The 19,892-nt window shown below is 55.7% G+C and carries 16 protein-coding genes; 13 read left to right on the top strand and 3 right to left on the bottom strand.

All coding sequences use genetic code 11. The annotated features are described in order from the left end of the window. Window positions 1-161: 161 nt before the first annotated feature. The 5 genes from RBB80_RS02485 to RBB80_RS02465 all read left to right on the top strand — a co-directional run bounded on the left by RBB80_RS02485 (window position 162) and on the right by RBB80_RS02465 (window position 6,250). Window positions 162-1,190, top strand: a complete 1,029-nt coding sequence (locus RBB80_RS02485) for a carboxypeptidase regulatory-like domain-containing protein (RefSeq protein ID WP_433966759.1) — start codon at window positions 162-164, stop codon at window positions 1,188-1,190. Further along, window positions 1,190-1,996, top strand: coding sequence for a hypothetical protein (locus tag RBB80_RS02480; RefSeq protein WP_433966758.1), 807 nt, complete (start codon window positions 1,190-1,192; stop codon window positions 1,994-1,996). The genes RBB80_RS02485 and RBB80_RS02480 overlap by 1 nt, the downstream gene beginning before the upstream one ends. Further along, window positions 1,993-3,660: a hypothetical protein gene (locus RBB80_RS02475; RefSeq protein ID WP_433966757.1), complete on the top strand. Its 1,668-nt coding sequence runs from the start codon at window positions 1,993-1,995 to the stop codon at window positions 3,658-3,660. The genes RBB80_RS02480 and RBB80_RS02475 overlap by 4 nt, the downstream gene beginning before the upstream one ends. Window positions 3,661-3,857: 197 nt before the next feature. Further along, window positions 3,858-5,579, top strand: coding sequence for an alpha-amylase family glycosyl hydrolase (locus RBB80_RS02470; RefSeq protein ID WP_433966756.1), 1,722 nt, complete (start codon window positions 3,858-3,860; stop codon window positions 5,577-5,579). Window positions 5,580-5,890: 311 nt separating this feature from the next. Next, window positions 5,891-6,250, top strand: a complete 360-nt coding sequence (locus RBB80_RS02465) for a hypothetical protein (RefSeq protein WP_433966755.1) — start codon at window positions 5,891-5,893, stop codon at window positions 6,248-6,250. A gap of 148 nt (window positions 6,251-6,398) precedes the next feature. On the opposite strand, the gene RBB80_RS02460 is transcribed toward RBB80_RS02465, so the two are convergent. Both RBB80_RS02460 and RBB80_RS02455 read right to left on the bottom strand, forming a co-directional pair. Beyond that, window positions 6,399-6,620: a hypothetical protein gene (locus RBB80_RS02460; protein ID WP_433966754.1), complete on the bottom strand. Its 222-nt coding sequence runs from the start codon at window positions 6,618-6,620 to the stop codon at window positions 6,399-6,401. A gap of 140 nt (window positions 6,621-6,760) precedes the next feature. Next, window positions 6,761-6,913, bottom strand: a complete 153-nt coding sequence (locus RBB80_RS02455; protein ID WP_433966753.1) for a hypothetical protein — start codon at window positions 6,911-6,913, stop codon at window positions 6,761-6,763. A 69-nt stretch (window positions 6,914-6,982) separates the two neighbouring features. On the opposite strand from RBB80_RS02455, the gene RBB80_RS02450 reads away from it, so the two are divergent. The 8 genes from RBB80_RS02450 to RBB80_RS02415 all read left to right on the top strand — a co-directional run bounded on the left by RBB80_RS02450 (window position 6,983) and on the right by RBB80_RS02415 (window position 16,889). Then, window positions 6,983-7,909 (top strand): bifunctional 5,10-methylenetetrahydrofolate dehydrogenase/5,10-methenyltetrahydrofolate cyclohydrolase, encoded by a 927-nt coding sequence (locus tag RBB80_RS02450; RefSeq protein ID WP_433966752.1) that lies wholly within the window; start codon window positions 6,983-6,985, stop codon window positions 7,907-7,909. A gap of 36 nt (window positions 7,910-7,945) precedes the next feature. Further along, complete coding sequence (locus RBB80_RS02445; RefSeq protein ID WP_433966751.1) at window positions 7,946-11,305, top strand: hypothetical protein; 3,360 nt, start codon at window positions 7,946-7,948, stop codon at window positions 11,303-11,305. A gap of 397 nt (window positions 11,306-11,702) precedes the next feature. Then, a complete protein-coding gene (locus RBB80_RS02440; RefSeq protein WP_433966750.1) occupies window positions 11,703-11,885 on the top strand; it encodes a hypothetical protein in 183 nt (60 codons plus the stop codon). A gap of 8 nt (window positions 11,886-11,893) precedes the next feature. Then, complete coding sequence (locus tag RBB80_RS02435; protein ID WP_433966749.1) at window positions 11,894-13,192, top strand: ATP-binding protein; 1,299 nt, start codon at window positions 11,894-11,896, stop codon at window positions 13,190-13,192. A 15-nt stretch (window positions 13,193-13,207) separates the two neighbouring features. Then, on the top strand, window positions 13,208-13,648 hold the full coding sequence (locus RBB80_RS02430) for a response regulator (protein WP_433966748.1): 441 nt from the start codon (window positions 13,208-13,210) through the stop codon (window positions 13,646-13,648). 4 nt (window positions 13,649-13,652) lie between these two features. Beyond that, window positions 13,653-15,881, top strand: a complete 2,229-nt coding sequence (locus tag RBB80_RS02425) for a sigma 54-interacting transcriptional regulator (protein ID WP_433966747.1) — start codon at window positions 13,653-13,655, stop codon at window positions 15,879-15,881. Between the two features lie 160 nt (window positions 15,882-16,041). After that, window positions 16,042-16,281 carry a hypothetical protein gene (locus RBB80_RS02420; RefSeq protein WP_433966746.1) on the top strand — a complete coding sequence of 80 codons (240 nt, stop codon included), beginning with the start codon at window positions 16,042-16,044 and terminating at the stop codon, window positions 16,279-16,281. Continuing rightward, a complete protein-coding gene (locus RBB80_RS02415) occupies window positions 16,278-16,889 on the top strand; it encodes a sensor histidine kinase (protein WP_433966745.1) in 612 nt (203 codons plus the stop codon). The genes RBB80_RS02420 and RBB80_RS02415 overlap by 4 nt, the downstream gene beginning before the upstream one ends. Window positions 16,890-18,092: 1,203 nt before the next feature. Here RBB80_RS02415 and RBB80_RS02410 read toward each other — a convergent pair. Next, window positions 18,093-19,406 (bottom strand): MFS transporter, encoded by a 1,314-nt coding sequence (locus RBB80_RS02410; protein ID WP_433966744.1) that lies wholly within the window; start codon window positions 19,404-19,406, stop codon window positions 18,093-18,095. Between the last annotated feature and the right edge of the window lie 486 nt (window positions 19,407-19,892).

Genomic DNA, 19,892 nt, shown 5'->3' with positions numbered 1-19,892 from the left:
GGAAGTCTCAAAAGATGAACACCTTAACAGGTGATCAAAGTTTTATCGAAAATGGATGAGCAGGCGATGGCGAGGAACACAAATAAATTGCGATTGTTTTCCCGCAACCCTGAATAGCCATGCGATTCACCATTCAGGGTTGCACCTTTGGAGGCTTCACCATGCACACTGATCTCAACCGACATCGGCAGACACTCGCCGGCAAACTATTGCCCCTACTCCTCTGCATGCTCTTCATCCCAGTCCTAAGCCTGCGAGCTCAGACAGACACCGGTCGAGTCACTGGTATTGTCACTGACCCCTCCGGTGCCGTTATCCCGGGGACCACGCTCAAACTCATTAATACTGATACAGGCATCACTCTCGCCGTCACCGCCGGGAACGACGGAAATTTCACCTTCTCCGCCGTCCCTCGCGGCAACTACCGCGTCGAAGCTAGCCACGCCGGATTCCAGAGCGTCAATCAGTCCTTCGCTCTTCAGGTCTCCCAGGTCCAGACCATCGAGTTCAAACTGACGGTCGGCTCCTCTAACGAAACAGTTGAGGTAACCGATGCCGCTCCAGTCGTCGATGTCTCCACCTCGTCCACCGGGGCTGTCATTGAGGGCAAGCAGGTCACCGATCTTCCCCTCAACGGCCGCAACTTTACCAGTCTCGCCAATCTGATCCCAGGCGTAACCCGCGGAGCCTTCAACTCCGACGCCAGCGGGCGCAACGGCAACGTCGAAACCTTCCGCTATTCAGACTCCGGTGGTGGCGCCCTCGCGGTCAATGGACTCCGTCAGCAGTCCAACAACTTCATCCTCGACGGAGTCGACAACAACGAATCTCTCGTAAATTCCATCGTCTTCTTCACTCCGCCCGAAGCCATCCAGGAGTTCCGCGTCACCACATCCGTCGCCCCAGCAGAATTTGGCCGCGCCGGCGGTGCCATCCTCCAGAACTCCGTCAAATCCGGAACCAACAGTATCCACGGCTCGGCCTTCGGCTACTTCCGCGATCAGATCTTCGATGCCAACCCCTCTACTTCAATCCAGGCAATCCAGCGCCAGCCTTTCAGCGCAAACAGTTCGGCGTCGCCGCTGGTGGTCCCCTCTGGAAGGACAAGATCTTCATCTTCGGCGACTACCAGGCGCTTCGTCAGAAACAGCCAAAGGATACCGGCTTCTACACCGTACCCACTCCACTGATGCGTCAAGGTAATTTCTCCGAGCTGCTCGGTCAAAACGTCACCAGCAATCCCGGGACCTTCTCCCCGGCAACCGGTTGCCCCGCGCCAGCCAAAAACGCGACGCTTGTAGTCGGAGCCATCTACGATCCAACAACGTGCCAGCCCTTCGCCGGAAATATCATCCCGCAAAATCGCATCAACTCCGCTGGTCTCAAATACCTGAACGCCTTCGACGCGCCAACGCGGGGCGGCATCCTGAATAACTACTTCGCAGTGCGTAAAGCGATTCAAAACTTCAACGACTTCGACGTGCGTCTCGACTATCACATCTCTCAGAAGGATTCCGTCTTCGTCCGTTACAGCTACGGCCAGGACAACTTGAACGTCAACAGCCTCTTTACCAACCTTCCTGCGGGCTTTGCCTCCGGCGCCAACGTAAACCACCCACGCGGCGGAGCGGCCGGATATACCCGCATCTTTACCTCAAATCTCGTCAACGAATTCCGCTTCGGCTACATCCGTCCGGAGTTCGCGTACATCAACCCGGACCAGGGCACACCCATCTCCGCCAATCTCGGCATCGTCAATGCAAACCGTAACCCGCTTCTGGGAGGCGGCGCTCTTATCGGCGGCAGCAACACGCAGATCGAGTACACCGGCGACGGCGGTCCTTACTCCGTCCCCGAGAAGACCTTCCAATTTCTCGACAGCGTCACCTACACCCGCGGCAAACACACTATGAAAGCCGGCGCCAATATCCTGCGCCGCGAGGTTGACTTCTTCCAGGAAATGACTCCAAGGGCTACTTCGTCCTGGGCGGCGTGAACTTCCCCGGAACCGGACGCTTCACCGGATACGAAACCTCCGAGATCCTCGCTGGCTTCTCCGACTATGAGATCGGTGCAGCCAGCACCTTCTTCAAAACCTTCAACTACGAGACCGGCTACTTCGTTCAGGACGACTGGAAGGCGACTCGCAGGCTTACTCTCAACCTCGGCATTCGCTACGATCTCTACACCTACCCTTACGAGCAGAACAACAACCAGGCGAACTATGACTTTGCCACTGCATCCCTTCAGGTTGCAGGCGTCAACGGAAACTCACGCTCGCTTATTAATACAGACAAGAACAACTTCGCACCGCGCATCGGCTTTGCCTACGATCTCTACGGCAACGGCAAGACCTCTCTCCGAGGCGGCTACGGAATCTTCTACTACCTCGACCGTGGCGGCGTCGGCAACCAGCTCTCCAATCAGCCCGGTTTCAACGGAGTCAATCAGTACACCGCGACCAACGGCTATCGCATCACCTTCACAGGTCAAAGTCCAACCACTCCGAACGACGCATCCACCGCAACCGCAGCTCTTCCCATCCCTGCCTTCGGACCAGGCGCAATCAACTCCATCAACCTGTCGAACGCCACCGTCATTGCAGTGCCAAAGAACAATCAGAACGGTTCGGTGACGCAATACAACCTGCAAGTCCAGCAGCAACTCGATCACGCGACCTCGCTCAACATTGCGTACGTCGGCAACAAATCCGATCACCTCATGACTTGGTACAACGCTAATTCGCCTGTCCTCGACGGCACCTCGAAGGGCCTCTTCCCCAACCGAGGCACCATCACCGAGGGTCTGGCCGGCGGTTCCTCGAAGTATGACGGCTTACAGATCTACCTTGACCGCCACGTTGGCTCCAGCTTCCTCGCAACGGTCGCCTACACCTGGTCTCACTCCCGCGACAACTCAAACGGCGCCTTCAGTTCAGGCGCTGGCGCAAGTTCCAGCGGACGCATCTTCATCACCCAGCAGGGAGTCGATCTGCCTGCCAACTACGGCAACTCCGACCAGGATCAGCGTAACGTCTTCGTCGCCAGCGCCGTCTACTCGCTACCCGTCGGCCGAGGCAAGACGTTCGGCTCAAACCTGAGTCACGCGCTCGACGAGGTCGCTGGCGGATGGCAACTCAACACCATCGTCACCCTCGACACCGGCACTCCGATTGACTTCAGCACCAACGGCGTCCCGGGCACCGTCATCGACAACCGGCCGGACCTCATTAGCTTTAGCAAGGTGTCGCGACAGGTCGTAGGCAGTACCACCAACTCCAACAACCGTACCTTTTTCACTGGTGTCTTTGGACTCCCGCCGGTTAACTCTTCCAGCGTCTTCACCCGGCCTGGAAACCTGCAGCGAAATGCCTTCTCAGGTCCCGCATACAAGACCTTAGATCTCGGTCTCTTCAAGGGCTTCCGCATCACCGAACGGGTCAACGCCGAGTTCCGCGCTCAGGCCTACAACCTCTTCAATACGCCGCAGTTCAATAACCCCGACACCAACATCAACGATGGTGCCCCCGTAGGCAATTCCACCACTCTCTTCACCACCGGCGCAAACTCCACCGGCGCAAATAACGGCTTTGGCAGCATCAACAGCATTCGCCTCAACACCGAACGCCAGCTTGAGCTCGCCGCTCACATCAACTTCTAACCCGTAGCAACTTCGGGCGGCATCATCGAGCCAGTCTCATGGTGCCGCTGCTCTTCACGGCAGACACAGCCGCCATCACTCTTGCCTCTTGAGATCTCGACCATGCGACGAATTCTTATAGCTCTTCTACTCACAGTGTCGGCGTTCGCCCAATCTCCTCGCATCGAGAAGATCGATCCCCCAACTGGTGGGCCACCATGCCTGCGCCCATGCTTCTCGTCAAAGGCGAAAACCTCACCGCCGCGCAGTTCACCCTGAGCGACCCAGCGCTGCACATCAACAAAGTCGTCATCTCAGCCAACGGCCACTACGCGCAACTCTGGCTCTCTGCCTCACCTGCGCACTCTCAAACAATCCAGATCAACGTCCGCACACCAAACGGTCAAACCTCGAGCGGTTATTCCTTCTCACCTCGCCACAACTCCTCCGACAGCGTTGCCGGTTTCTCCTCCAAAGATGTCATGTACCTCATCATGATCGACCGCTTTGCCGACGGAGATCCCACCAACGACGGCCCCGACCACGCCGCCGAACTCGCCAAACCCCGCGGCTGGCATGGCGGAGATCTTCGCGGCGTCACCCAGCATCTCGACTACCTTCAGCAGCTCGGCATCACTACAGTCTGGATCACTCCCGTCTACCAGAATCACGATAGCCAGAGCTATCACGGCTACGGCGCCACGGACATGTACGCCGTCGACGATCACTTCGGCACCCTCGACGATCTCAAAGATCTCGCCTCCGCTCTCCATGCACGCCACATGAAGCTCGTCTTCGACACCGTTCCCAACCACATCGGCCCCAACCACCCCTGGGTTCGCGACAGCCCCGACACTACCTGGTTCCACGGCACTCTCGAGCATCACACCATCGCCCAGGGCGACTTCGCACCCCTCACCAACCCCCACGCTCCCTGGCGCGACCAGCACAACGTCACCGAAGGCTGGTTCGCCAACACGCTTCCTGACCTCAATCAGGAGGACCCCGCTGTAGCCCGCTACCTCATCCAGAACTCCATCTGGTGGATCGAGCAGGCCGGCCTCGACGGTCTCCGTATCGACACCTTTCCCTACGTCGCTCGTCCCTTCTGGCAAAGCTTCCACGCCCAGCTTCATGCGCTCTATCCGCACCTCACTACCGTCGGCGAAGTCTTCAACAGCGATCCCACAATCACCTCCACCTTCGCCGGCGGCGTCACCCGCGCCGGCATCGATACCGGTCTCGACACACCCTTCGACTTCCCCTCCTACTCCGCTCTACGCGACGTCTTTCTTAAAGACGCACCCATGACGAAGCTGGCCGACGTCCTTCGTCTCGACAATCTTTATCCTCACCCCGAGCGCCTCGTCCCTTTCGTGGGCAATCACGATACCGCTCGCTTCCTCAGCGACCCCGCGACAACGCCGCACACTCTCGAGCTCGCCTTCGCCATCCTCACCACCATGCGCGGCATGCCCGAGATTTACTCCGGCGACGAGATCGCCATGCGCGGCGGCGAAGATCCCGATAACCGCCGCGACTTCCCCGGCGGCTTCACCCCGACTCAGAACGATGCGTTCACCACAGCCTCCCGCACTCCCGAGCAGCAACAATCCTTCACCACACTTCAGACTCTACTCGCCCTCCGCCACTCTCATCCCGCCCTACAGACAGGAGACGAACAACTCCTCCACGCCGACCAGAACGTTCTCGTCTACGTCCGCACCCTTCACACCCCCACTCAGCCCGACCAGCGCATTCTCGTCGCCGTAAACAAAGCCGCCCAGCCCTCCGACACCATCGTCAACATAGACGACACCGCACTCGAAGGCGCTCAACACGCCAACATCCTCTACGGATCCTCCGAAGCAACACTGACCCCAACCACCCTCACCCTTCACCTCCCTCCACAAACAGCCGCCATCTTCGACCTCAAATAGAAACCCCTCCATTGAGGGAGCCTCACACTCAGCGGGTGCCCCATCCTTCGCGTTTTTTGTGAAGGGTGGGATGTAAACTGCCAGCACCCCATGCCCACTCGGCACAAGACGCCGCAGCAAACCAAACCAACTTCATCTCCCGACCTTCAGTTGTTATAAGCATCAACCTTCCCTCAGGCTCCAACCTCACAACACACCGTTCAGCAAACTCTCGAACAAATTCGCCGACAGAGGCCTCCATACCCCTGCCAACTCTTCCCCTCCGAGGCAGGGTCTATAATCTCCGCTACCACAAACTTTGGAGGTCTCTCGTGAAAAAGCTTGTAGCTCTCACCACCCTCGCACTCGCCTTTACCACCGCAGGCGCATACGCCGAGTCCTTCAAGGGCTTTGTCTCCGACACCATGTGCGCCAACAAAGGCACCAGGAACAGCGCCGAATGCGCCGCCAAGTGCATCAAGGGAGGCTCCGCCCCCGTCCTCGTCGTCGGCGACAAGGTCTACAAGATCACCAACCCCGACACCCTCGTCCCCCATGCCGGACACGACGTCACAGTCGAAGGCACCGCCAAGGAGACTCCCTCACCGTCGAATCCGTCAAGATGTAACCACGCGGCCATCGGGCTGCTGATCCCAATTCATGAGGATCAAACTCTGAATCAGATCAAGTAACCCGACACGGTTACGAACAACGTACCCGTCAACCCACTCGGGCTGTATCCCGTGACGACTATAGACGTTCCCGGGTCAGCGTAAAAACGCACCGCCTGCAGAGCATCATAAAAATCGTAGCCATTAGAGCTCTGAACATAGGCAAAGGTCAGCGGAACAAACAAACTAACGTTATACCCCCACAGGTATAGTTCACGAAAGCCTCGAGCTGACTCCCCGGCGGAGTCACATCCAACTGCAGACTCAAGGTCTCTACCACCAGGTGTCTCCCGGCTGGCACCGCGATAGACGGCGACCCGGTCGCTCCGAAAGGACTGGCCGGCAGCCCCGGCACGGATGTAACCGCATTAGTCACATCAACCTTCTTCATCAACGCCTCCACAGACAGGAACTGTGCTCGGAGCCCGGTCGCATCACCATACCAAAACGCGTCTACCCTCTCCAACACGGGAAGCCCCAAAGATAAACCCCAGATCCCTGTCACATCGTTCGTCCCTCAAAAAGTGACTGTCAAAACACCACATCCACCACGCAAACCACCACAACTTCACCACCAAAACACCACGTCAAAACACCCAATTTCCGTAAAACCCCCAGCGAAAACGCACAAACCCCTCCATCAAAAAAGTATCCCAGTCTTGCCGCTCCACCAGCCAACAGCATGGTCTCCCGGCTCGACACTGGTTCAATAATCCCCGCAACCAGACTGTAAACTGTCTGAGGACAATACAAATGACAGCAACTCCAATGATCGGTAAACCGGTGGCGGACGCCATCGTAACAAAGGTAGTAGCGGATGTTGCGTATCTGAAAGAAAACTACGACGTTGTCCCGCAATTGAGGGTCATCCAGGTCGGAACAGATGCTTCCTCCGAAGTCTATTTGCAAAACAAAATAAAGAGCTTCTCCAAGATTGGCATCGATGTACGGCCCCACACCTTTGAGTCATCCGTCACTGTGGCGGAGGTAGAAGACCTGGTGAGTGTTTTAGGCGAGGACAAGTCGGTTCATGGAATCATGATTGGCTTACCGCTTCCAACTCACATCGAAAGCGCCACCGGTGCCGCAAGAGGCAAATTCGATATCTTCGACCGCATACATCAATTTAAAGACGTCGATGGTGTGTCTCGCCATTCGACAGCAGAGCTCTATCGAGGGCAGCTTGAGCGCCTGACGTTCCTACCTTCTACAGCCCTCGCTGTGAGTCGAATACTAACGTTCTACGGGGTCGAAACGATCGGCAAGCGGGTCGTCGTCGTGGGCAGGAATGACATCACCGGTAAGCCGATCCACCACATGTTGGGAGGACGCATGGGAAACGCAACGGTCTCATGGTGCCACCGTTTCACTCCAAAGGAGACGCATGACGACCTGACGAGAGCGGCAGATATCGTCATTACCTGTGTCGGCAGCTCTCGATATCAATTGAAAGCAGATGTTCTTCGCAATGGTTCCACAGTGATCGATGTAGGCACCCGAGTCGACAAGAACGGCAATCTGATCGGAGATGTCGATTTCGACGACGTCAAACATGTGGCAGCTTTTTTAACGCCTGTGCCCAGAGGAGTCGGACCCGTTACCGTCGCATGTCTGATGGAAAACGTAGTTAGGGCTACCAGGTTTTGCGTTGGAGAAGATGTGCGCGGATACCGACTCTAGGCCAATCCTATGTGCGTCACAATATAATGGCGACTCATGCGTTCCATTCTGGTTGCTCTCGTCGTGCTTTTCGTATCTTCCTTGCTCTGCGCCCAGGAGCTGGCTACTCGACATTGGGGTGGGACGCTACAGAATCAAAACGGTGCCTCGATGAAGGACGCAACTATCCGCCTCGTCGCTAAAGAAGGCGAATTCAAGTCCAATACCTTGGCAGACGGCAGTTTTCAGTTTCCCAATTTATCCCCAAACGACTATAAGCTCGATGTAACCGTTGACGGAGTCGTTCATCACTCTGTGGAGTCACTCAGCCTCAAAGCGGATTCGCCCCGAGCTGTCTTAACCCTCGCCGCTGATGGCACCGTCGCGGTTGCATTTCGTTCGGAGCAAGCTGCAAAGACTGGTGGAGAGAAGCTATCTAGTCAAACCGTCAGTGCAATTCCATTGAACAAACGCGACTTCAGCCAGTTACTGCTCCTCGCGGCTGGCACCATGACTGACGCCAATGGCCAGACGAACTTCACCCAGCAGTTCGCCATCAACGGACAACGTGGCGTCGAGGCAGTCTTCGCCATGGACGGCGCAGACACCAGCGACCCGGAGATGGGTGGCGCAACCTTCAGTAACTTCAACGTGGATGCCGTCCAGGAGATCCAATCTACCTCAGGCTGGATGCCCGCCGAGATCGGCCGAGGAGCCGCTGGCTTCACCAACATCACGACACGTTCCGGAAGCAGTGGCTTTCACGGTTCAATCTTCGAGTTCCTCCGCAACTCTGCGCTCGATGCCCGCAACTACTTCGATCATCCCTCGATCGCCGAACCCGGTCGAATTCCACCGTTCCGACGCAATGAATTTGGCTTCACAAATGGCGGCCCGGTCATCCTGCCTCACCTCTACGATGGGAGCGGAAAGACGTTTTACTTCGGGCAATATCAAGGCTTCCGCCAGGTACTCGGAACAACACAAGTCCTTCCGGTACCGACTGCTTCGGAGCGCATGGGCGTCGACACCACGGCCTTTCCAGGCGATACGCTCGTTATCACGCCAACCCCTGCGATTGCGAAGATCCTCTCTCGCTATCCATTGCCGAATAATCCTACGGGCTCTTACGGTGCCAACACCTACGCGGCGTCTTCAAAAGTAGTCACAAACGCAAACCAGTTCTCGGCCCGCATTGACCAGGTACTCTCTCCCAGCAAACACCTCACTGCAAGATTCAACTTCAACAATCTCTTCGGCCCCACCACCAACCCCGACCAGACCGCCATCGATCCCAGCTTCGGTGTTGTCTACGTCGATCACCAGCGCAACGGAGTCATTACCTACAACCAGACAGTCTCCCCGCGCTTCTCCTTCGAGAGCTCCCTTAGCGCAACTCGAACGACACCCCAATTTCCCACGCCAAACCATGTCGATCCTGCGGTCAAGTTCAACGACGGCCTCTTCGAAGCTTTCAACTCGGCTGCCGGCTCAATTATGTCCGCCTATGGAAATCTCTTCGAAGCAAGGCAGAACTTCGTCATCACCATTGGTCGCCACCTCATCAAGGCCGGTGGAGAATTCCGCGCCAATCGCGATACCACCTACTTCGGCATCAGCCCCAACGGCGAGTACGACTTCGGCGGAGGAACAGCCTACTCCCCGGTAAACATCACCTCGCAGAGCGGCGCCCATAACATTCGTATCGGCGACCCACTGCCAGATACCCTCAGCGCGTTGCTCGCGGGAAGCGCTTTTGTCTACACGACAGCGGTCGCACCACCCTACGTCTCCGGCGGAGCTCACATCGGTCCTGCAGCAATCTCGCGCAACGGCGGAGCGATCTATGCCCAGGACACCTTCAAGATCTCCGACCGGATTGTCCTCGATTACGGAGTTCGCTACGAGATCTACTCGCCCATCACCGAGCGTGCCCACCGCACTTCGGGCTTTCTCATGAACGGGGCGCAGCAGCAATATGTTGTCAACCCGCAGCCCGGATATCGGTTCGACTGGGGCGGTATTGCACCACGGGTTCAAGTTGACTGGAAGGTCACAAACACTCTTCACCTCCACGCCGGTGGCGGCATCACAACAATTGCGCCCAACATCTGGCAAGACAATTTTCTCACCGGCGCAGTCCCCTTCGTGATTTATCCCCACGTCACTGCCGCTGTAGGAGCGCCAATTCTTTATGGCTTCCAGATCACTTCGGCGCAGCTGCCCACCTTCTACACTCCCGCGGGGCAGAACGTCTTCGCCAGCGGCAACACAAAAAGTGTCCCATCGAACACTGTTCTCGACATCGAGCGTTACCAGAGAGATCTCGGCGCGCTCTCGCCAGGCGCTCAGTTCACGCCTTTAAACCTGACAGGAATCGACCGCCGCTTTGGTAATGGTTATCTACAAACCTGGACCCTCGGCGCCGAACGTCAGTTCGGCAAGCTTACTGCTGATGCGGCCTATGTCGGCACCGCGTCGGTCAAGCTGCCACGCATCAGCTTTCCCAACAGCTACTCCGGCGCCAGTCCGGGCTTCGCCCCTTTCACCCAGTTTGACAGTTCAGGTAACGCGATCGGCGGCTTCGGCACAGAACAGCTCATCACCAACAACGCACACTCCAGCTATCATTCGTTGCAAACATCGCTTACAGGTACCGCCTTTCAAGGGGGACCCGGCATTCAGCTAAGCTACACATGGGCAAAGTCCATCGATGACACGAGCGGTGTCGGGGCGAACGGAAACACTACCGGTGCCGTATCCATCCCGTACCCACAAAATCCATTTAATACCCACGCGGAAAAGGGTCCGTCGAGCTTCGACGTTACCCATGGATTCACCATGAGTCTCGCGCAGGATCTGCAGTTGGAAAAGATTGAGCTGCTGCAACCGATCAACCGAAAAGTTACAGCCGGGTGGGAGTTATTGAGCATCTCCACGATCAGCAGCGGCCTGCCCTTCACCATTTACTCCGGCGTACAGCAGACAGGCGCAGGTTCGAACGGAGTCGATCGACCAAACCAGATTGGCAAGCCGCAACTTTCTACTGCCAGAAAGGTTCGCGAAGATTACTTTGGCCAGGGGACAAACAACGCAAATTTCTTTTCAATTCCAATCAATGAACCAGGCGGCACCGGGCCGAATCAAGGATTCTTCGGATCTCTCGGCAGAAATACTTTTCGCGGACCCGCCTATTATGACTTCGATTTCTCGCTTATCAAAGACACCCCGGTCGGAAGGCGTACGGGCGGGTCCGAGCTATTCGACGTGGAGTTTCGGTCAGAGTTCTTTAACCTGTTCAACATTGTGGACATGGGCTTGCCAGCCAACACCATCAAAGGCTCGGGCTTCGGCGTAATCAGTAAAACCCCCGGAACCTCAAGACAAATTCAATTTTCCGTGAAGGTTCTATTTTGAACCGCGCCGTTTGGTTGCTTCACACGAGGCTCCCTTGGTCGATGTAAATAAACCCACGTCAGCGATTCAACCTCGATGGTTAGACTTCGAAAGGGGATGGGTGGCCTTGTTCCTCTCCTGTATGGCGCCTGGATCCATTAACCCTATGAAGGCGATCGTTTCGACAAGGCGGAACTGCCAAATGTTCGGTCCACCCCATCCAGACCATCGATGACTTACCTGGAAAATCTGCAGCACTCTGGCTTCCCCTCCTTTCTCATCGATTGTCCTTGCCGCCCGTGTCCAACGAAGCGCTCCGCTCGGTCAGCGAAACCCTTGATCCATCAAGCAGGAGTTCGGAAATAGGGGCGTTATACTTGTGCGACGATTCCGCAAACGATAGAGGCGAGGCAAGCTGATGGCGCAATGGCACTCTCCTTCGCATAAATTTCTGCCGGTCATCCAGCGCTACGGCTTTGCGGCGGTTTCCGTTATCCTCGCCCTCCTGCCCGGCCTTCTACTCCAACACTATAAGTTTCACGACGTGGAACTTCCGCTTTTCTCTTCGCGATCGCTCTCACCGCATGGTATCGAGGGATAGGACCATCTGTGCTGTCGATCGTCCTCTCGAGCATCTGTTTCGATTACTTCTTCGCTCCGCCTCTTTATGCTTTTTCCATAACTCCCGCTGACATTCCGGCAATATTAATTCTGATCTCCTTTGCCGTGTTGATTATCCGTTTCAGTGCCGTAAGACATCGAATTGAGGATCAGCTCCTTCAAACTCGTGACAAACTTCAGGCGGAAGTAATTGAGCGAACCCAACAGGCCAGCCTGCTGAATCTCACCCATGACACGATCTTCGTCCGCGACATGAGCGATGTCATCACGTACTGGAACCGGGGAGCCGAAGAACTGTATGGCTGGGCGCCTTACGAGGCGATTGGAAAACGTTCGAACGATCTCCTGCATACCGTCTTCACGACACCAGGCGACGAGATCGGTGCGGAGCTGCTGGAAACAGGGCGCTGGGAAGGCGAACTCAGACACTTAAAATCCGATGGAACCCAGGTTGTGGTGGCGAGCCGTTGGTCGTTGCGGCGCAATGTGAACGATCAACCTGTAGCCATTCTGGAAACGAATAACGACATCACAGACCGTAAACGTCGAGAAGAAGAGATTCGTAGCCTCAATGCGGAACTCGAAAAGCGATCTACGGCTCTGCAAACCAGCAACAGGGAATTGGAGGCCTTTGCCTACTCTGTCTCGCACGATCTGCGGGCACCTCTCCGCCATATGGTCGGATATGCGGAGTTACTTCATAAAAACTCATCTGCCTCGTTGGACGACAAGGGGCTTCGGTACATGCGGATGATTCTGGAGGCCGCAAAGCGAATGGGTAACCTCATCGACGATTTGTTGTCGTTTTCGCGAATAGGCCGCGTCGAAACCCAAAAAACCCAGGTAAATTTGGAGCAATTGGTGAAGGAAGCTCTCAGTGAGATACGGCCGGAGGCCAATGGTCGCAATATCGTCTGGAGAATCGATACACTCCCAATCTGTCAGGGAGACAGTTCCATGCTCAGGCTTGTTCTCATTAACCTCCTTTCCAACGCGGTGAAGTTCACGCGCGCTCAACCGAAGGCCGAGATCGAGATCGGATGTGCCGATGAAAACAAAGATGAGGTAGTGATATTCGTCAAAGACAACGGTGCGGGTTTTGATATGAAATATGTGGACAAACTTTTTGGAGTCTTCCAACGTCTCCATCATGCCGACGCGTTCGAAGGGACTGGTATAGGACTCGCTACCGTTCAGCGCATCATCCATCGCCATGGAGGCAAGGTGCGGGCCGAGGGCGTCGTCGATCAAGGCGCAACCTTCTATTTTTCAGTTCCCAAAATCTAATATCAGGACATAGCTATGGAAAGACTCGGACGCATTTTGATGGTGGAGGACGACTCCAACGACGTCGAGTTGACGTTGACCGCACTCGAAGACTACAACCTCGCCAATGAAGTCGTTGTCGCTCGAGACGGCGAAGAAGCCCTGGACTACCTTTATTGCCGTGGCAAATTCACAACACGTTCCTCCGATAACCCCGCCGTCATACTGCTGGATCTGAAACTGCCCAAAATCGATGGATTAGAGGTGTTGAAGCAAATCAAATCTGATGAGAACTTAAAGTTTATTCCTGTCGTCGTGCTCACCTCCTCGAAGGAGGAAAAGGATCTGGTGACAAGCTACAAACTAGGAGTGAACGCCTACGTCGTAAAGCCAGTCGATTTTCATCAGTTCGTCAACGCCATCAAAGAACTCGGTGCCTTCTGGGCGGTCATCAATGTTCCCCGCCAGCGAGCGTGAATAAGTGAACACGAGCCACCGCCTGCGGATTCTCTCCCTTGAGGACGATCCTAACGACACCGAACTGATTCAGGCCGCACTCGAGACAGAAGGCATCGACTGCGTAGTCACACGGGTCGACACTCAAACTACGTTTCGCAGCTCGCTGGAGCAAGACGCGGTTGATCTAATTCTGGCGGACTACAAGCTCCCGTCCTTTGACGGCCTTTCAGCCTTAAAGCTCGCAACGAGCATCTGCCCGGAGGTGCCATTCCTCTTTGTCTCTGGAATGCTCGGGGAAGAGGTGGCCATTGAAGCGCTGAAGATCGGCGCCACAGACTATATTCTCAAGACCAGGCTGTCGAGGTTGGCGCCGTCCGTGCTTCGCGCCCTCCGTGAAGCCGACGGGAGAGCCGAACGCAAGCGGACCGAGAAAGCTCTAAGTCGCAGCGAGACATTTTTGGCCCAGGCGCAACGCTTAAGCCGCACGGGCAGTTTCGGATGGAACGTGTTCACCAGAGAAGTCTTTTGGTCCGCGGAGACATACCGGATCTTTGAATGCGAACCTGGGACAACCCCATCGGTCGATCTGGTGATTCAGCGAACCCACCCGGAGGACCGCGAACGTCTTCAACACGTCTTCGAACAAGCCTCTGACGTGGGCGACTTCGATATCGAGCATCGGTTGATTTCCAACGACGGCTCGATAAAATACGTTCGCGTAGTCGCGCGTGTAAGAGGCGACGAACCGGAGGGTTTGCAAATCGTCGGGGCTGTCACCGACGTCACGGAGGCCAGGCGAGCACAGGACGCCCTGCGACGAAGTGAAGGTTACTTAGCCGACGCGCAGAGATTAACCCGGACGGGAAGTTGGGCCTATGACGTAGCCACAAGACGCGGTATTCACTGGTCGCAAGAGAACTTTCGGTTGATGGGCTTTGATCCAACAGAAGGCGTTCCCCCGCACCACAAGTTCTTTCAGCGCATCCATCCAGACGACCAGGAAAATTACAGCCAAGCCTTCGAAAGCGCAATCACTCATCAACAGCCGGATCTCGACCTCGAGTACCGAGTCGTTCTTCCCGACGGAGAAACGAGGTACGTCCACTCTGTAGGCCATCCTGTCTTCGACAAATCCGGCAACTTCTCCGAGTACGTCGGCACGGCGATGGATGTAACCGAACAGCACAAGGCGAGAGCCGCCCTGGAGACGGCCTTTCGAGAGATACAAACGCTCAAGGATCAGCTCTACAAAGAGAACATCGCCCTGCGCGAAGAGATCGTTCAAACCTCAATGTTTGAAGAGATCGTGGGCGAGTCACCTGCTTTGCGCGCCGTCCTGGCCCGCGCCATCAAAGTCGCTCCAACTGACTCCACCGTGTTGATCACCGGCGAAACAGGAACCGGCAAGGAGTTGATCGCCCGTGCGATTCATAAGCGATCCCAGCGCGCTGCCCGCGCCTTCGTCAGTGTCAACTGTGCCGCCATCCCTACCTCGCTGATCTCGTCGGAACTGTTCGGCCATGAGAAGGGCGCGTTCACCGGCGCCATGGAACGCCGACTCGGGCGCTTCGAGTTAGCGGACGGAGGTACGCTCTTTCTCGACGAAATTGGAGAGCTTCCGCCCGAGACCCAGATCGCCTTGCTGCGTGTTCTGCAGGAACGCGAGTTTGAGCGAGTCGGGGGATCCAAGGTGATTCGTGCGAACGTGCGCGTGATTGCTGCGACCAATCGCGACCTCCAGGCGTCGATTGACGCTGGAACATTCCGCGGCGATCTCTACTATCGCTTCAACGTATTTCCCATCGACATGCCATCTCTTCGACAGCGAAGAGAAGACATCCCTCTCCTGGTCGAATATTTCATTGATCGCTACTCGGCCAAGACAGGCAAGAAGATTCGAAGGATCGAGAAATCGACGCTCGATCGGCTTCGGCAGTACTCCTGGCCAGGCAACATTCGCGAGCTTCAAAATGTAGTTGAGCGATCCGTGATTCTTGGTGAATCCGAAATCTTCACCGTAGATGAAAGTTGGCTCTCCGGAGGAGTTGAGCAACCGGATCGAACGGGCCCCACTCTTCTCAAAATCGCGCCTTCCGAGGAGAAGAAGGCAATCGAAGCCGCGCTCGCCGAAGCGCAGGGCCGTGTGTCGGGCCCGTCAGGCGCAGCAGCCAGACTTGGCGTTCCTCCATCAACCCTCGAGTCCAAGATTAAGACGCTTAGCATAAACAAACACCGCTTCAAGTCGAACTAGTGCGGGTCTCCCACAAAATTCGCGAAATTAGCGGATTCACGAAATCCGTGAATCCAGACCTCATCCATTCCTCTTACTATCAGTAACTTGGAAATGGCCCTGCAGTTGCACTTCCACCCGCCAAATGTTCAAGATTCGAAGATTCGACGGCAAGGGATTTGTGACCTTCGCTCTCAGTGGCCGAATCGAGGAAGGGCATCTACCTGAGTTGCAAAAACTCCTCGAAGTCGAGACTCAAGCCAAATCAGCAGCCATAGCGCTTGATCTAGTAGACGTGAGGCTGGTGGACCGGGAAGCCATCCACTTCCTGACCACAAGTGAGGCTCAAGGGATCATGCTGAAAAATTGCCCATCGTACGTCCGGGAGTGGATTGAAACTGGCAAGGGGTATAAGCAATGAGCCAAAGCATTGAGCAAACCATCACCGGGATCACCACCGAAGCCGTCTCCTCCCGAAGCATGAACTCGCCCTTGAAAAAGATGCGCGCCGATTTGCCCGGCCGTTCGCTCGGCGGAGTTCTACGTCTGGCTCAGCGGATTCTTGACGAAGGCCGCACCATCTTGCCGAAGCTTCGCAATCCGGGGTCCACCTCTCCAACTATCGAACAATCTCTCTCCGGATTCCTCGACAACTTCTCAACCGCTGGGGCACGCTGTCAGATCTGGGTCACCGGAAAGCCGCAGTCTTTAGAACCAGCGATCCTCGAGCAGGTCACTTTGATTGGGAGAGAGGCACTGGCTAACGCGTTGCAACACTCTCAAGCGACACGCATAGAAGCCGAGGTGGAGTACTCGCCCCGCGGATTGCGCCTCATTGTCCGCGACAACGGGCGCGGAATGGATCGACTCGCGGTGCGCTCGGTAAAAGACTCCCAATGGGGACTGTCGGGGATGCGGGTGCGAGCCAGAAGGATCGGCGCACAACTCAGCATATGGAGCAGGTACGGAGCCGGCACGGAGGTGGAGATCTCTATTCCAAACCACATCGTAGCCAGCGCCTGCGCCTGAGGGCTCGACGTTGTAAAACGTAGCCGGCGGTAGTTTTCAATAGACATCTTCCACGGGACAAGGCTGTCGCCAGGATCCTCTTCGTCTTCGTCGCCTGAAGTTTGTACCTCCCATCGAGCTATCACTCGCGCCAACCCTAATTTGGCTTCCGCATTTGATCGTTCCAAGAAAAATGAAGTGAGAGAATTTCAAACTTTGCGGGCAGGGTGGGCAATCCTTCATCGCATAAGGCACCAGGAAGAATAATCGGTCGCTGCGCGGTTTTAGCCTGCTCGATGTATTCCAGTGGATGGAGGCCCCCATACCGCCGCCAACTTCGGATCTGCATCGAATATACTAAGGGCTGGCATGAGCGAAGAAGATCTGAAACAACGGCTTGCGTACTTTCAGCAAAGGCTCGAAGAGGCCAAGCGAAGACACTCCGCGAAAGAGCCGCACCCCGAACCTTCGATGCTGGTTACACCACCGATACCTTCAAGACCTGGGCCGAGTCAATCGCCGTTATAAACGAACGCCTTGCCACCATCAACGATCAGCTGAAGGCGGAGGCCCAAAAGTCCAATCCAGCTCAAAAAGAGCGCTGAAACAAAATTGCATTCTTTGAGGAAACAGCTGCAAGTCGACTCTGGCCGTGAGTTCCAAGTGGGCCGGGCAACTCATCTCGGAATTTACTCATCTGACAACCAAATACCAGAAACCTTCTTGTAAGGGAGATCATCATGGCCGACCAAGCCTCTGCTACACATCCCCATCGCCCGAAGATGGATGGATCATCTGATTCGATTTGTTTGAACTGCTTAGCGACAGTCGCCGCAAAACACGAAGCCGATCCGCCCGACCTTCCTTTGCACCATGTCTGCAGTCCTTACTTCACAGCAAGGCGGACCTCCGTCCTGCAGCAATCGGCCTGAATCGGAGGGGCGCGGTTCTCGCTCACCAGGTGCACCGCCGCCTCAAAGAACTCAACCCGCTGGGATGCAGGCACTATCCCAGCCCAGACTCGTTTTTCGGCCGATTGCCATAAACGTAACGGATCGAAAATAAATATTGAAACGGTGGCGCATTTTTCTAAGCCTGAAAAGTGTCAGTCAGATGACCATCTTTACCACGCTATCCACCACGAAATAACCATCAACACACCACGGTCTACAGCTCATTTCCCGCGAAATCGGCTCAAAAACACACGTAACGCCCTCTAAGAAATTATCTCAAAGCAGCGGTAGCCGATCTGGTCGCATTCGAGGGTAAATGGTCCGCCGTGCCCATCGGATGGCCCGTGACAAAGCTTCTGCCCCGCTTTTCCGGACCAAACCAGAAGATCAGAAGCAGAGAAACGATCACCAGCGTCTCAAAAGAACATAACGCCCACGGATAGCCAAATCTGCTCCGCAGCAAGTTCTGCAGCGGCAACACCGGCGAAGCAAACAGCACGCCGAGTTGATACACAAACCCAGGAAATAGCCCGCGAATCGCATCCGGCGCCAACTCGTTCAGATGTGCCGGAATCACGCCAAACGCCCCCTGTACGCCGCTCTGCATCAGATACGATCCAATCACAATCGCCAACACCGAACCGCCGAAGGCCCACATCGGCATCGCCAGCAGACACACCCCAAGCGCAGCCATCACGGCATATCGCCGTCCTATTCGCTCCGACATCGCTCCCACCGCAACCGCTCCGATGATCGCCCCAACGTTGTAAATCACAGGAATTCCAAGCGTGGCTTTCATCCCCAGCACAGTCGCACTATTCATCCACGGAAGCGTCTTAAGGAAATCCGGATAAAGATCCTGAGTGCCATGAGAGAGGCATGTAATAGCAGTCATCAGCAATAAAAGGTATCCAAAGACACCTAAGTGTTGAAACAGCGTTCCGAATATCTTTCCTAGCGATGGCGTCCGATGCATCCGCCACGCAGCCGATTCAGGCGCAACCGCAGCCAGCGCCACTATGACAAGTGTGACCCCGACGCCAACGAAGAACATCGTCTGCCAGCCGAACGCAGGCGCAATCGTCTGCATTCCGATCGCCGCCATCAGATACCCAAAGGGATAACCGCCCTGCATCAAGCCAGAGAGAACGCCGCGTCTGTGCCGAGGTGCGCTCTCCATCGCATACGAAGCACCAATGCCCCAATACCCGCCCATGCCGAGACCATACAAAAGCCTCATCGCGAGGAAGATCCAATAGGTCGGCGCGAGCCCGCTCAGTACAGTCACCGTCGAGAAGTACAGAACGCATGCAATCAACGGCTTCTTGCGGCCAAACCTGTCCGCCAAGGCTCCGAAGAATAACGCTCCAATCGGACGCATGGCCAGCGTAAGTGTCATGCTCCACACAATCGCGGCCTTCCCCACGTGAAATTTGCCCATCAGCTCCGATATGAGAAAGACGACGACAAAAAAATCGAATGCGTCGAGAATCCAACCCAGGATGCCGGCTGCTACGGCAAACCTCCATCCCGGAGCTCCAGCCTCCGAAGTTGCTGCAGCTGCTTCGGTCTCTTCAAAATGCATAAAGACGGTCTCTCTTCCGGCGAAGCTAGGGGATGGACGATTGGCAGTGTCTAGGGAACAGATCTTCGAACCACACCTGACAGCGTTTTGATCCTTGCAGAAATACTATCGCGTCACGGTGAGTGTCGAGTCCAGGTTTGTTTCATCCGATAAGATTTCTCTCGTCAATAAAGCAAGAATCTTCCATTGGCAGGTTTAACTTCCCTATCAAAGCATCTTGCTCTGGGCTCACAGGATGAAACGCCTATTTCTCTGCCTTCACTATTTCTGCAATGAAACAAGCTACTCGGAAGGACTTTGGTAGCTTTCTGAATGGCGGAGTGGGTCCACAAGGAACAACAACCCGATTCGTCAGAAGCGGCCGACGGTGATACCTGGGATATTTGCAACAAAGATCCTGACAGTGATCGTCGGAAGGAGGCTAAAATCTTGAATCAAGATCAATGAGCGCTCCGAGGATCCATGCGACGCGGCCAAAGACATGCG

The sequence above is a fragment of the Tunturiibacter gelidiferens genome, from assembly GCF_051013345.1.
GTDB classification, from domain to species: Bacteria; Acidobacteriota; Terriglobia; order Terriglobales; family Acidobacteriaceae; genus Edaphobacter; species Edaphobacter gelidiferens_A.
This window is presented reverse-complemented; position numbering and strand designations above follow the sequence as displayed.

What these genes read in the sequence shown, in the direction of transcription:
- RBB80_RS02460 (WP_433966754.1), bottom strand. Translation starts at nt 6,620, where the DNA reads ATGAAGAAGGTTGATGTGACTAATGCGGTTACATCCGTGCCGGGGCTG.
- RBB80_RS02485 (WP_433966759.1), top strand. Translation starts at nt 162, where the DNA reads ATGCACACTGATCTCAACCGACATCGGCAGACACTCGCCGGCAAACTA.
- RBB80_RS02415 (WP_433966745.1), top strand. Translation starts at nt 16,278, where the DNA reads ATGAGCCAAAGCATTGAGCAAACCATCACCGGGATCACCACCGAAGCC.
- RBB80_RS02480 (WP_433966758.1), top strand. Translation starts at nt 1,190, where the DNA reads ATGCGTCAAGGTAATTTCTCCGAGCTGCTCGGTCAAAACGTCACCAGC.
- RBB80_RS02455 (WP_433966753.1), bottom strand. Translation starts at nt 6,913, where the DNA reads ATGCTGTTGGCTGGTGGAGCGGCAAGACTGGGATACTTTTTTGATGGA.
- RBB80_RS02445 (WP_433966751.1), top strand. Translation starts at nt 7,946, where the DNA reads ATGCGTTCCATTCTGGTTGCTCTCGTCGTGCTTTTCGTATCTTCCTTG.
- RBB80_RS02410 (WP_433966744.1), bottom strand. Translation starts at nt 19,406, where the DNA reads ATGCATTTTGAAGAGACCGAAGCAGCTGCAGCAACTTCGGAGGCTGGA.
- RBB80_RS02430 (WP_433966748.1), top strand. Translation starts at nt 13,208, where the DNA reads ATGGAAAGACTCGGACGCATTTTGATGGTGGAGGACGACTCCAACGAC.
- RBB80_RS02440 (WP_433966750.1), top strand. Translation starts at nt 11,703, where the DNA reads ATGGCGCAATGGCACTCTCCTTCGCATAAATTTCTGCCGGTCATCCAG.
- RBB80_RS02470 (WP_433966756.1), top strand. Translation starts at nt 3,858, where the DNA reads ATGCCTGCGCCCATGCTTCTCGTCAAAGGCGAAAACCTCACCGCCGCG.
- RBB80_RS02450 (WP_433966752.1), top strand. Translation starts at nt 6,983, where the DNA reads ATGACAGCAACTCCAATGATCGGTAAACCGGTGGCGGACGCCATCGTA.